At 64.4% G+C, this 13,743-nt stretch carries 9 protein-coding genes; 5 read left to right on the top strand and 4 right to left on the bottom strand.

Annotation, left to right across the window (positions count from 1 at the left end; translation table 11 throughout):
- Positions 1–84: 84 nt before the first annotated feature.
- From ACCQ09_RS02655 to ACCQ09_RS02640, 4 genes are all read right to left on the bottom strand, one after another.
- The gene (locus tag ACCQ09_RS02655; RefSeq protein ID WP_011035773.1) at positions 85–1,401 is read right to left on the bottom strand and encodes an ATP-binding protein; all 1,317 of its coding nucleotides are present in this window, start codon (positions 1,399–1,401) and stop codon (positions 85–87) included.
- Entirely contained in the window at positions 1,398–4,301 is a 2,904-nt protein-coding gene (locus tag ACCQ09_RS02650; RefSeq protein WP_011035772.1) for an SNF2-related protein, read from the bottom strand. Before ACCQ09_RS02650 ends, ACCQ09_RS02655 begins: the two co-directional genes overlap by 4 nt.
- Before the next feature lie 162 nt (positions 4,302–4,463).
- Positions 4,464–6,107: a chaperonin GroEL gene (groL, locus tag ACCQ09_RS02645; RefSeq protein ID WP_040940520.1), complete on the bottom strand. Its 1,644-nt coding sequence runs from the start codon at positions 6,105–6,107 to the stop codon at positions 4,464–4,466.
- A 145-nt stretch (positions 6,108–6,252) separates the two neighbouring features.
- Complete coding sequence (locus ACCQ09_RS02640; RefSeq protein WP_040940519.1) at positions 6,253–6,540, bottom strand: co-chaperone GroES; 288 nt, start codon at positions 6,538–6,540, stop codon at positions 6,253–6,255.
- A gap of 272 nt (positions 6,541–6,812) precedes the next feature.
- Between ACCQ09_RS02640 and ACCQ09_RS02635 the strand changes: the two genes are divergently transcribed.
- The 5 genes from ACCQ09_RS02635 (at position 6,813) to accB (ending at position 13,700) form a co-directional block, all read left to right on the top strand.
- Entirely contained in the window at positions 6,813–8,603 is a 1,791-nt protein-coding gene (locus tag ACCQ09_RS02635) for an endonuclease (RefSeq protein WP_040940518.1), read from the top strand.
- Positions 8,604–9,205: 602 nt separating this feature from the next.
- Positions 9,206–9,538, top strand: coding sequence for a divalent-cation tolerance protein CutA (cutA, locus tag ACCQ09_RS02630; RefSeq protein WP_040940517.1), 333 nt, complete (start codon positions 9,206–9,208; stop codon positions 9,536–9,538).
- A 5-nt stretch (positions 9,539–9,543) separates the two neighbouring features.
- Positions 9,544–11,850: a protein-disulfide reductase DsbD family protein gene (locus ACCQ09_RS02625; protein ID WP_040940516.1), complete on the top strand. Its 2,307-nt coding sequence runs from the start codon at positions 9,544–9,546 to the stop codon at positions 11,848–11,850.
- An 841-nt stretch (positions 11,851–12,691) separates the two neighbouring features.
- Complete coding sequence (aroQ, locus tag ACCQ09_RS02620) at positions 12,692–13,138, top strand: type II 3-dehydroquinate dehydratase (protein ID WP_011035767.1); 447 nt, start codon at positions 12,692–12,694, stop codon at positions 13,136–13,138.
- 79 nt (positions 13,139–13,217) lie between these two features.
- Positions 13,218–13,700 (top strand): acetyl-CoA carboxylase biotin carboxyl carrier protein, encoded by a 483-nt coding sequence (gene accB, locus ACCQ09_RS02615; protein WP_011035766.1) that lies wholly within the window; start codon positions 13,218–13,220, stop codon positions 13,698–13,700.
- Positions 13,701–13,743: the final 43 nt, after the last annotated feature.

Here is a 13,743-nt window from a genome sequence, read left to right as displayed (position 1 = left end):
TTATACCTGCCTATGGCCGCAGGGATAGCTCTTGGTACGAGAGCTAGCGACTCCACCTACTTCTATCAGCAGTAGATCAATTCTTCAGCCATCGTCGCGGGCAAAGCCCGCATGGGGGAGGCCCACACTGCCTCTACCGGCTTCGTTCAATAGCGGGCTCGTTTCAGGATCGGCTGCGTACAACGTCACACGTAATGCATTTTCACCCAGCAACTCGAACTTTGGCCGATGCCCAGATAGGCGCTCGCTGCGATTAAGTATCTGCGGCACGCCCTCGCCACGCTTCTCCATCACGCGGCTCCGGCCGACGCCTTCCATCTCGACCGGACAACGCGCCAGTAGGTTGGTCAACAGTTCATTGCGGGTGGCGGTGCGCAGGGCGATCGACTCCACCGATTGGGAGTTAGGCAACGCGCCGGGCGAGGTGATCTCCAGCCGGTCGGTGAACAGATGCACCTGCACAGGCGCCCCGCTGATCGAGTAGTCGCGATGCGCACCGGCGTTGGCGATGGCCTCGAATACAGCCTCTGGATCGAACTGGGGCACGTCGATCCGGCCCAAATTCTTGCGTGCCGCAGTGCGCATGCCTCGCAGTACGAAGGCGGCAGCCTGACGAATCTGCTGATCCAGCGGACCCTGGATATCCTGCGCATCCAGTTGCTCCTGGGCAGTCTTCTCGGTACCGGCATAGTGCACGCACTGCACATAGGCCTGCGGCAGCCAATCGCTTGGCGTGGCCGTCGCCATCAAGACGCCTGCGACGCTGGCCCACTCCTCGCCAGGCTCTCCCGGAACCAGCAGCTTCAGCTTGCGTAGGCGCAGTTCCTCAGGTTCATCGGTTGTGCCGAGAAAGCGACCGTACAGCGCAGCATCAAAGTTCGCCTGCGTACAGCCCAGCACGGGCATCTCATCGAACCCCAGAGTTCCGGCGCGCTGCCGCGACTGCATGAGACGCAACAATTCGTTTGGCGGCAGTTCGTGCTTGGAACTGCCCTGACGGCGGAAATAACCACCTGGGGCGAGATGGACATAGAGCGAACGCGGTATATCGATCACCAAAACGGCATGCTCGGTACCGGAGCGATCAGGGACCAGCCTGCGCCGCAAATAGATGGTGGGCTCGGGCTTGATGCGGTCATGCACGCAGTTCTCGAGCCAGATGCTGACCGCGTCCAATCGATCCAATGGAATCCCGACCACGTCGCGGGTCTTGTCGTCCACACCCAGGATCAGGCGCCCACCGATGGCATTAGCGAATGCCGCGATTTCCTGGCTAAGGCTATCCCCGTTCGGGCCTTTGATTTTGTCGTTTTCGAACACGACGCGCTTGAATTCCAGCTGCGAGTCTTCGCCCAGCCGAATCTGCTCGAGCAAATCCCCCAATTCACGTGAATTACTCATGGTTCGGGATGCTCCAAGGTCCACTCCACATCAAACAGCACCTGTACGGTGTGCTGCGTGCGCAACGCATTTTCGACCCGCTCCAGCATCACGTCCTGGCTACGCTCGATGCGCTTTCTACCTTCAAAAAAATCCAGCATGGCATCATCACGCTGCTGCTCGATCCGCTTGATCTCGCGTTTGAGCTGGGCTTTCTGCTCCAGGGTCTCGAGCTGACGCAAGGTGCGTTTGGCATCGCGCACCTGCAGGTCGAATTCGTCGATACTCTGCTGCAGCAATAGTCTTTGATCCTCGCCCCAACGATCAAGGCGCTCGGACTCCTGCAAAAACCAACTCTCGTTACGCTTGTTTGCCTCTGCCAGCACGCGCTCAACTGCCGCTTCAAAAGCGGGAAGCGCACGATCTTCGGCGACGCGGTGCCGTGGTACAAAGCGGGCAGGAATTTCCATCAGACGCGCAGCGGTCTCGTCGGGCACGACACGCCCATCACTGCACAGCGCACTGCACACCAGCTCTTCCAGCACTTCCTCCGCGGTCTGGATGGTGACCAACGCTACACGCAGCTGCCCTCTGCTTCCCAGCCACTGGCGCACATCGGCACGCTGCGCATCCACAGCGGCGTAATCGAAATGAAGCGTACCAGGTAGAGTCGGACGTTCTTTGGCCTGGCGGCAAAGCCTTTCCCCCAACCCCTTGTCCGGCCTCAACAGCCCGGCGTTGGCTTCTTCGGCCGGCGGCCAGCTGACGGCGTAATCGCCTTCCTCCAGTTTAACCAGCTTGTCGCTGATGCGCGCTTTAGGACGTTCGGCAGCGATCAGGTGTAGAAACTGACTTTCATACTGATTGATCTTATGAAGCATGCCTGCGCGACGTGAGCGCAAGTTGCGTACGACATCCTCGTCAAAATGCTCCAGCAGCATGCGCCGCGCACTTTCCTCGCGCCGGCCGATGCTCTCGTCCAGCTCAGCCTGCAAGGTAGCGAACTCCGACTCGATCTGCGCGGCGTCGCGACAGTTCTGATAGATGCGCAGGATCCGCTGCTCGATGTCCACACCGGATTCGATCGCACCCAATATCTCATCGCTGGCACCAAATACACCGTCAAACAATTTGAACTTCTTTTCCAGGAGCTCAAACACCAATTGATCCGCACGATTCTTGCGATTGACGAAATTCACCACGACCACATCGCTCTTCTGACCATAGCGATGGATACGCCCGATCCGCTGCTCCACACGCTGCGGATTCCATGGCAGATCGTAGTTGACCAATAACGAGCAGAATTGCAGGTTGATGCCCTCGCCGCCTGCTTCGGTTGTGATGAGAACATCACGATGATCGCGAAAAGCTTCGACCACTGCGGCCTTCATGTCTGCCGTCCTGGAACCTGAAACAAGCGTAGAGCCGGCGTGACGCTCCAGCCAGTCGGCATACAGCTGCCTGGAATCGACGTCGTCGTTGCTTCCATTGAGCAGGACGGTTCGTCCGGCATAGCCATGTTCTTCGAGCAGGACACGCAAGTACTCCTGTGTGCGCCGCGACTCGGTAAAGATCACTGCCTTACGTTGCCCGCCGAGCTTTTCGGCCATCGCAAGCGCTCGCCCGAGGACCAGTAATAGCGCGTCGCCCTTGCGATTGCTTTGAATCTGCTTGGCCAGGTCACGGTAACCGCGCAGACGATCGATTTCCTGCGCGCGGCAGAACAGCTCTGCCTGCAAGGCATCGCTATCCGGCGCATCGCCCTGCCTTTCCATTCCATCGGAATCCAGCTCATCACTGAGTTCGTCGACGGTCTCGAAATCTTCGATCTGCTTGGCAGTGAGCGCCTGGTTGGACTCGAGTCGACCGATGATCGTCTCGAGCGTATCGGCGATGGCGAACGTCGAGGAGGCGAGAATCTTGCGTACCACCAATGTCACCAGATGCCGGGCTGTCGGCTTGATGGCAAGGATGGAAGGATCCTGCAGGTAAGCCGAAACCTTGTCGTAGAGCTCAAGCTCCTCGTCGGAAGGCGTGAAGTCCTGAGTGATGGAAAAGCGCTTGGTGAAATTAATGCCACCTTCGGCCTGGACCTGACGACGCAAGGTACGGTGGCAAATCGGCTTGAGCCGATGCCTCAGGTCGTTAAGACGAGCTTCGGAGCTCCGACCTGAGGCGTACTGCATCTGAAACGCCTTCTGACTACCAAAGAACTCGTCGCTGATGAAGGACACTAGCCCATACAACTCCATCAACGAATTCTGGAACGGCGTGGCGGTCAGCAGGACCTTTCGCCTGCCACGCAGCGCTTCGTTCAAGGCGACAGCACGCTTTGACGCACTCTTGCCCTTGTACAAGTTGCGCAGCTTGTGTGCCTCATCCAGCACGACCAGATCCCAGCTGACCGCAGCGAGCTCTTTTTGCTTGCTTGCGGCAAACTCATAGGACGTCACGATGATCGCGTCTTCGATCTGAAAAGGATTGCTTACGTCGAGCTGACGAAAAGCATTGAACGATTTGCTCTCGAGAATGACGGACGGTAGTTGAAACTTCTCTTCGAGCTCCTGTGTCCACTGCTTGCGCAGCGTTGCAGGGACGATCAACAGCAGACGGCGGCGACGTTGTGCCCAATGCTGGGCCAGCACCAGGCCGGCCTCGATGGTCTTGCCGAGTCCAACCTCGTCGGCAAGCAACACGCCCGCCTCCACAGGCGATTTGAGCGCGAATAAAGCGGCATCCACCTGATGCGGGTTCATATCGACGCGCGCAGCAGACAAGGCACGTGCAACTGCCGATTCGTCACGACTACGCAACGTCAACCAATGAGCGAAGAACTTGCCCTGGTGATGTGAGTACCGATGCGACCCAGGCTGACCACTGGGATAGACACCGCCGCTCGATGGCGCTGGCAGAGTGGACATGGAGAATGCCTTTATGAAAATACGTCGAAACTCTCGTCAGAGTATGCCGAGTGAAGCAAAACTTCGCCAACACGCGCGCGCACATCTACGCAAACGTGTTGTGACAAAAAACCCCGCCTTTCGGCGGGGTCCTTTTTTGAGGCAACAACCGGTGGGGCTGGATCAGAAATCCATACCGCCCATGCCGCCCATGCCGCCACCGCCGCCCGGCATTGCCGGCTCGTCCTTCTTCGGGGCATCGGCCACCATGGCTTCGGTGGTGATCATCAGGCCGGCGATCGAAGCTGCGTTCTGCAGCGCCGAACGGGTGACCTTGGTCGGGTCCAGGATGCCGAACTCGACCATGTCGCCGAACTCGCCGTTGGCCGCGTTGTAACCGTAGTTGCCGGTGCCTTCCTTGACCTTGTTCAGGATCACGGACGGCTCTTCGCCGGCATTGGCCACGATTTCGCGCAGCGGGGCTTCCATGGCGCGCAGGGCGATCTGGATGCCGTGGGTCTGGTCTTCGTTGGCACCGGTCAGGTTACCGACGGCCACCAGCGCACGCACCAGGGCCACACCGCCGCCCGGGACCACACCTTCTTCGACGGCTGCACGGGTGGCGTGCAGGGCGTCTTCGACGCGGGCCTTCTTTTCCTTCATTTCGATTTCGGTCGAAGCGCCGACCTTGATCACTGCAACGCCACCGGCCAGCTTGGCCACGCGTTCCTGCAGCTTCTCGCGGTCGTAATCGGACGAGGTGTCTTCGATCTGGGTCTTAATCTGGCCAACGCGGGCTTCGATCGTGGCCGAATCGCCGGCGCCGTCGATGATGGTGGTGTTCTCCTTGGAGACCTGCACCTTCTTCGCGCGGCCCAGGTCCTTGATGGTGGCCTTCTCCAGCGCCAGACCCACTTCCTCGGAGATCACGGTGCCGCCGGTCAACACGGCCATGTCTTCCAGCATCGCCTTGCGACGGTCGCCGAAGCCCGGTGCCTTGACGGCCACGACCTTGACGATGCCGCGGATGGTGTTGACCACCAGCGTCGCCAGGGCTTCGCCCTCGACTTCTTCAGCGACGATCAGCAGCGGCTTGCCGGCCTTGGCCACGCCTTCCAGCACGGGCAGCAGGTCACGCACGTTGGAGATCTTCTTGTCATGCAGCAGGATGAACGGGTCGTCCAGATCGGCCGACTGGCTCTGCTGGTTGTTGATGAAGTACGGGGAGAGGTAGCCGCGATCGAACTGCATGCCCTCGACCACGTCCAGCTCGTTTTCCAGGCCCGAGCCTTCTTCAACGGTGATCACGCCTTCCTTGCCGACCTTCTGCATCGCTTCGGCAATGATGTTGCCGATCGATTCGTCCGAGTTGGCCGAGATGGTGCCGACCTGGGCAATTGCCTTGTCGTCGGTGGTGGGCTTGGAGATGTTCTTCAGCTCGATGACGGCGGCCTTGACGGCCTGGTCGATACCGCGCTTCAGATCCATCGGGTTCATGCCGGCGGCCACAGCCTTGGCGCCTTCGCGGATCAGGGCCTGGGCCAGCACGGTGGCGGTGGTGGTGCCGTCGCCAGCGTTGTCATTGGTCTTGGAAGCGACTTCCTTGACCATCTGCGCGCCCATGTTCTCGAACTTGTCAGCCAGTTCGATTTCCTTGGCGACGGAGACGCCGTCCTTGGTGATGGTCGGCGCGCCGAAGCTCTTCTCGAGCACGACGTTGCGGCCCTTCGGGCCCAGGGTTGCCTTCACGGCATTGGCGAGAACGTTGACGCCACGCACCATACGGGTACGCGCATCTTCACCGAAACGAATGTCTTTAGCAGCCATTAGTTGAAACTCCGGAAATTGGGAATGGGGAATGGGGAATCGGTCAATCAAAGGCGGATATCGGGGCTGGGTGGGATGGCGAGGGCGTTGGCTGCTCTACCGATTCCCGATTCCCTACTCCCGATTCCCAGCGCATAGCGCCTGATCAGTCGATGACCGCCAGGATGTCGTCTTCGCGCAGCACCTTGTACTCGACGCCTTCGGACTTGTAGCTGCTGCCGGCGTACTGGCCGTAGATGACCTTGTCGCCAACCTTGACCACCGGCGCGCGCAGGCTGCCGTTGTCCAGGGGCTTGCCGGCGCCGATGGCGACGACTTCACCCTTGGTGGACTTTTCCTTGGCGGAATCCGGGATCACGATGCCGCCGGCGGAAACTTCGTCGGCTTCGATCGGCTTGACTACAACGCGGTCGTGAAGCGGCTTGATGCTCATAGAGAAAGACCCTCTTAAGTGATTGATTGGTCTGGAAATTATCGGCGATGTTAGCACTCGCATGTGACGACTGCCAGCACAGCGCGCGGAAAAAACCCGACAAAGCGGGTGCGGGCCAGAGATTGTGCTGGGCGCGCGGCTTTCAAGGGCCAGGCGCAAAATTTTTTCGCTGACGCACCCATGCGCGGTAACGAAATGGAACCAGGTACCAACGATTGTCATGCGTTGGTTCTACAGTCGGGACCGCATTCCCCGATCACAAGGAGCTGTCGATGAGGTTGCCGTCCCGAGTTGTGTCCCTGCGCTGTGCGCTCCCCCTGGCCTGCGCCGTGGCGCTGGCCGCTCCCTCCGCGCACGCGGCGGTGTTCATCAACGAAGTGCACTACGACGACGCGGGCGCCTCCGGCGACAGCGGCGAAGGCGTGGAAGTGGTGGCCACCGCCGGCGAGTCGCTGAGCGGCTACCGCATCTATCTCTACAACGGCAGCGCGCCCAGCGCGGCGGTGAGCTACGCCAACACGGCGGTACCGGCCGGCAGCGTGGTCAGCTGCGGCAGCCAGGTGCGCATCGCCACGGTCAGCTACGCCAGCAACGGCGTGCAGAACGGCCCCAACGACGGCGTGGCATTGGTGGACCCGAGCGGGCAACTGGTGCAGTTCCTCAGCTACGAAGGCGCCATCACCGGCAGCGGTGGCCCGGCCGCCGGCGTCACCAGCCAGAACCTGCCGGTGAGCGAGAGCAACAGCAGCGCGGTCGGCAGCTCGCTGCAATTGACTGGCACCGGCAGCAGCGCGGCCAACTTCAGCTCGGCCGGTTCGTCGGCGCAGACCTTCGGCGCCTGCAACCGCGGCCAGACCTTCAACGGCAGTGGCGGTGGCGGCACCACCGGCGCACCCACCATCACCAGCACCACGCCCACCCAGGGCGCCACCGGTTTCCCGGCGGCGGGCGACCTGGCCGTGGGCTTCAGCGAGGCGGTCACGTTGAGCAGCGGCGCGTTCGCGCTGAGCTGCGCCAGCTCCGGCACGGTGGCGCTGAGCTACCCGACGACTGGCACCCGCTTCACCCTGTCCACCAATACCGCCCTGGTCGGCGGCGAACGCTGCACCCTGGCCATCACCGCCAGCGCCATCCGCGATGCCAGCGGGCTGAGCCCCGCCGGCAATCAGTCGATCGCCTTCACCGTAGCCACGGCCAGCGGCGGCGGCACCGGCTACTACTCGCGCGTGAACACCACCAGCCCCAGCCAGCTGCGCTGCTCGCTCAACGCCACCATCCGCGGCCACACGGTCTACCCCTACAGCGGCACCGGCACCAGCACCTGGACCATCCTGGAGATGGCCGACGAGGACCCCAACAACAGCGGGCGGATCCTGGACGCCTATCGCAACCGTAGCTACGCCAAGGTCAGTGACCGGGCCGGCACCGGCAGCGGGCTCACCTACAACCGCGAGCACACCTGGCCCAACTCGCTGGGTTTCGGCAGCGCCACCGGCGACCGCGGCCTGCCGTACGCGCCCTACACCGATACCCACATGCTGTATCTCACCGACACCACTTTCAATGCCGACCGCGGCAACAAGCCCTATGCCGCCTGCACCAGCAGCTGCGGCGAGCGGGTGACCGAGGTCAACGACGGCAGCGGCGGTGGCAGCGGGCGTTACCCGGGCAATTCCAACTGGGTGCGCACCCCCGACGGCAACGGCGGCACCTTCGAGGTGTGGGGCCGGCGCAAGGGCGACATGGCGCGCGCGGTGATGTACATGGCGATCCGCTATGAAGGCGGCACTGACGCGGCCACCGGGCAGTCCGAGCCGGACCTGGAGCTCACCGACGATCGCAGCCGGATCGTGCAGACCTCGGCCTCGCCGGCCTACATGGGCCTGCTGTCCACGCTGCTGGCCTGGCACCAGGCCGACCCGCCGGACGACGCCGAACGCGCTCGCAACCAAGTGGTTTTCAGCTTCCAGGGCAACCGCAACCCGTTTGTGGATCACCCGGAATGGGCCACCTCCAGCCTGTTCACCTCGGCCAAGCCGGCCAGCTGCCAGCTGGCCAACTGATCCATCCCGGCCTGGCGCCCACTGCGTCGGGCCGGTGCGGTGTGCGCCCGGCGGCCAGGGTTCCGCCGGGCGCGCCTCACTGGAACATCGGCGGCGGCGTGCCTGGCGTGGCGCCGGTTGGGGTCATGTCGCCGGTTCCAAGTGCAATGGTGTTTTTGCTGGGCGACGCAACCCGCCTTGTCATCGTTTGTTGAGCACAGCGGCGGCGGCCTGGTCTGCGGCACACCAAAACACGCGCCCATCCACACGCAATCTCCCTCGACGGCCTGACCAAAAGGGCCAGGTCTCGCCAGCAGCGCAACGCCCTGCTTTGGGCAGATGACCGAATGTATGCGCTGCCTGAGTTGCGCCCTAGCCGGCATCGCCGCGCTGACCGTCGGGCCGACAATGCCCTGGCGTCCGATGAAGCATCGATCCCCGGTTGCCCAGCCAGGACCCCAGGTCGCGTGCACACGGCCCCACATCGCCCCGCTCCACTACCGACCTGCCACCGCCCGGGCGTCCCTATCCTGAATCAAGCCCCGATCGCGCACGAAGCGGCGGCGCCGTGCCGGAAGGCGCGGTCGATCCCCCGCAATTGGGGGATTACACTGCCGTGTCTGATGAGCGCCTCCTCCCTCCATTTGTTGTTCAGCACCTGCCCGGATGCCCAAAGCGCCGATCGCATCGCGCGGGCACTGCTGGAGGAACGGCTGGCCGCCTGCGTCACCCAACTGCCCGGCGCACGCTCGCTGTACCACTGGAACGGGGCCATCGAGCAATCCAACGAAGTGCAGTTGCTGATCAAGACCTGGGAAGACCGCCTGCCTGACGCCATCGCGCGGCTGCAGGCGCTGCATCCCTACGACGTACCCGAAGCCATTGCCGTGCAGGCCAGCGCCGGCCTGCCGGCCTATCTGGACTGGGTGCGTGCCGAAACCCGCAAGGAATCCTGACGTTCATGAAGTCCCTGTCCCGCTGGATCGCCCGCTGCGCCGTACTGGTCGCGCCCCTGTTCGTCGCCTTGCCGCTGCTGCTGACCGCGCCAGCGGCGCAGGCGGTTACGGAGGCAGACCTGCTGCCGGTGGACCAGGCCTTCGCACTGAGCGCCAAGGCCGACGGGCGTGACCGCATCGCGCTGACCTGGAAGATCGCCCCGGGTTACTACCTGTACCGGCATCGCATCAGCGTCAAGTCCGGCCAGGGCTTCACTGCCGGTGCGCTGGATCTGCCTGAAGGCGAGAGCAAGCACGACGAATTCTTCGGCCAGGTGCAGACCTACCGCACCGCGCTGCAGGCCAGCCTGGCCGGCAAGGCCGCGCCCGGCCAGCGCAGCGCGATCCTGCAGGTGCAATACCAGGGCTGCGCCGATGCCGGCGTGTGCTACCCGCCGCAACGCCGCGAACTGCGCGTGGACCTGCCCGACGCGCCAACCGCCGCTCCGCCGCGCGAAAGCCTGGGCGCGCTGGTGCCGCGCGGCCCCAGTGGCGCACGGTTGTTCGGCGCGCCCGGCCAGACCGCTGGCGTGGACGCCCTGCCGCTGCCGGCCGACCAGGCCTTCAACTTCGAGGCGATCGTCGGCGACGGCAACAGCCTGCTGCTGCGTTTCACCCCGGCCCCCGGCTACTACCTCTACCGCGACCGCACCTCGCTGTCGCTGGAAGGCACCAGCGACATCCGCACCGGCCTGCCGCGGTGGCCGCAGGGCCGCACCCACCGCGACGAGCACTTCGGCGATGTGGTGGTGTATTTCGACCAGGCCGAAGTCACCCTGCCGCTGCTGCGCGACCGCCCCGATCAGGCCCGCGTGACGCTGGTGGCCACCTTCCAGGGCTGCCAGTCCGACGGCATCTGCTACCCGCCGATGACCCGGCGCGTGCGCCTGGACCTGCCGGCCGGCACGGTGTCGCCGCACAACCAGGCCACTGCCACGCCGCTGCTGATCTCGCCGCTGTCGGCCGGTGAAGTGGCCGCCGAGCGCGCCGCGCCACCGGCGCCTGCGGATGCCGCACCCGGCCCCGATGCGACGGCCGGCAACCCGGAGCGCAGCCGCCCGCCGCACCTGGAGCGCAACCTGCTTGCCATCCTGCTGCTGGCGCTGGCCGGCGGGCTGGTGTTGAACCTGATGCCCTGCGTGCTGCCGATCCTGTCGCTGAAGGTGCTGGGCCTGGCCCACAGCGGCGAGAGCCGCAACCACGCGCGCAGCCATGCCATCTGGTATTCGTTGGGTGTGCTGGTGTCCTTCGCTGCGATCGGCGGGCTGGTGATCGGCCTGCGCGCTGCCGGCCAGGCTGCCGGCTGGGGCTTCCAGCTGCAGCAGCCGTGGTTCGTGGCCGCGTTGGCCTACCTGATGTTCGCGGTGGGCCTGAGCCTGTCGGGCGTGTTCACGCTGGGCAGCAACCTGGGCGGCATCGGCCAATCGCTGGCCGCGCGCAATGGGCCGCTGGGCGACTTCTTCACCGGCGTGCTGGCCTGCGTGGTCGCCAGCCCGTGCATTGCACCGTTCATGGGCACCGCGCTGGCGTATGCGTTCACCGCGCCGGCACCGCTGGCGATGCTGGTATTCCTGACCCTGGGCCTGGGCCTGGCGCTGCCGTTCCTGCTGATCGGCTTCATCCCCTCGCTGGCGCGGCGGCTGCCCACGCCCGGCGCCTGGATGGAGACGCTCAAGCAGGTGCTGGCCTTCCCGATGTACCTCACCGCGATCTGGCTGCTGTGGGTGCTGGGCAAGCAGCGTGGCGTGGATGCGCTGGCGCTGATGCTGGTCGGCGCCACCTTGCTGGCGCTGGGCCTGTGGTGGTTCGAACGCAGCCGCTGGAACAGCCATCGCCTGGGCATGGGCCTGGCCGCGGCGATGCTGGTGCTGGCGATCGTGCCGGTGGTGGCGGTCACCCGCCTCAGCCTGCCGCGTGCCACCGCCACCGAAGGCAGCGTCACCTACACCCCCGAGTTGCTGGACCGCCTGCGCGCAGACAACCGCGTGGTGTTCGTCAACATGACCGCCGACTGGTGCGTGACCTGCAAGGCCAACGAAAAGAACGTGCTGAGCAGCACCGACTTCCGCGACGCGTTGCGCCGCGTGGATGCGGTCTACATGAAGGGCGACTGGACCAACGTCGACCCGAAGATCAGCGCCTTCCTCGACCAGCACCAGGCGGTCGGCGTGCCGCTGTACGTGGTCTACGGCCCCGGCGCACCGCCGGCGGTGCTGCCCACCGTGCTCACCGGCGCCATCACCGAGGATGCGTTGCTGCGCGCGGCGCGCTGAGGCCTCGGCCAAGCAGTACTGACTGCCGCGGTGCGCTGGCATGGCGTGTTCCGGTGACCGGCTGAGGGCAATGGCGTCATCACGTGTGAGCGGCCGCCAGTTGGCGGCGCGGTCTGCCGCGCAACTTCGGTCGGCCACGCGTGTTTGAACACCCCGCATCTGCATTGCTGCCATTGCGCAGTAATTTGCGCGCTGGGTGATGCGCTGCTGCCCGCAGCGCGCAGCGCGCTCAGGCTTCAAGCAAACGCACCGCAGCCAACGCGCTCGCACGGGGCACCCCCGGAATGCCATCGCTTCGTGCGCATGGCTGGGCCACCCAGAACTGGCACGCGCGGTCTGTGGCGCACGCTGACGCGGGTCGGCAACAGATTTGATTCTCCCGCCCTGACGCGTGCTGCCATCGGGTCGCGAAACGCTGCCCCAGCGCGCTCGCACTGCGCGTGTTTGGAGGTCATCGCTTCAGCGCCTGGACTGCCAACAGCTGGCAGGCGCGATCTGTGGCGCCAATTCGGTCGGCAACGCGCTTGAATACCCACAGATGCGCTGCTGCCATCGGCCGGCAATCTGCGCGTATTCGCACGGTTCGCCGACACGGAAGACTGGATACTCCAGGTGCGGCCTCGGTGCTGCGGCTGAGGCCACATGCGCGTAGCGAACTGCAACGCGCCCGCTCCAGCACGCTATGCACCAGCGCTTCGTGCGCGGCGCAGCCCGCCAATCCACGCCTGGCGCGGGACGGCGCGAGAATCAAACGATTGTTTAAAACATCGATAACTTCGCCCATCTGGACAGCATCGCCTGCATCGCGCAGACTTCCGGCCTTTCCGCTCTTCCGGATGTCATGGCCCACCTGCTGCTGTTGCACGGCCCCAACCTCAACCTGCTCGGCACCCGCGAGCCGGAGGTCTACGGGCGCACCACGCTGGCGCAGATCGATGCGGCGCTGGTGGACCGTGCGCAGGCGGCCGGGCACACGCTGGACTGCCTGCAGTCCAATGCCGAGCACGTGCTGGTGGAGCGCATCCACGCCGCGCGCGAAGACGGCACCGCCTTCATCCTGATCAACCCGGCCGCCTTCACCCACACCTCGGTGTCGCTGCGCGATGCGCTGCTGGGTGTCGGCCTGCCGTTCGTGGAAATCCATCTGTCCAACCCGCACACCCGTGAGCCGTTCCGGCACCACAGCTATCTGAGCGACAAGGCCGCCGGCGTGATCTGCGGCTTCGGCGCCGACAGCTACCGGCTGGCGCTGGAAGCGGTGATCGCGCGCCTGGAGCGCGACAGCTGACACGCACTTCGCGCCACACCCCACCCCATTCCGCCGGCACCCGCCGGCACTCTCCACCGATTCACCTCAAGAGGCCCTTATGGATCTCCGCAAAATCAAGAAACTGATCGACCTGCTCGAAGAATCCAATCTCGCCGAAATCGAGATCAAGGAAGGCGAAGAAAGCGTGCGTCTGGCCCGCGTGCCCAAGGGCACCCAGGTGATGAGCGCCCCGATGCAGCAGTACGCGCCGGCCCCCGCCGCGCCCGCACCGGCGGCCACCATGCCGATGCAGTCGCCCACCGAAGCCTCCACCGGTGGCGCCAAGCAGGGCGCCGCCTTGCCGGAAGGCCACGTGCTGCGCGCGCCGATGGTGGGCACGTTCTACACCTCGCCCTCGCCCGACAAGCCGGCCTTCGTCACCGTCGGCCAGCAGGTCAAGGCCGGCGAGACGCTGGCGATCATCGAAGCGATGAAGATGTTCAACCCGATCGAAGCCGACATCTCCGGCACCATCGTCGCCGTCCTCAGCGACACCGGCCAGCCGGTGGAGTTCGATCAGCCGCTGTTTGTGATTGGCTGATTTGCCGGGAATCGGGAGTGGAGAATCGGGAATCGGCACAGCG

Origin of the sequence: Xanthomonas sp. NCPPB 2586, from assembly GCF_041475775.2 — a bacterium.
In the GTDB taxonomy this organism is placed as follows: domain Bacteria; phylum Pseudomonadota; class Gammaproteobacteria; order Xanthomonadales; family Xanthomonadaceae; genus Xanthomonas; species Xanthomonas campestris.
The sequence above is the reverse complement of the archived record's forward strand: the minus strand, read 5'-3'. Positions and strand labels throughout refer to the sequence as shown.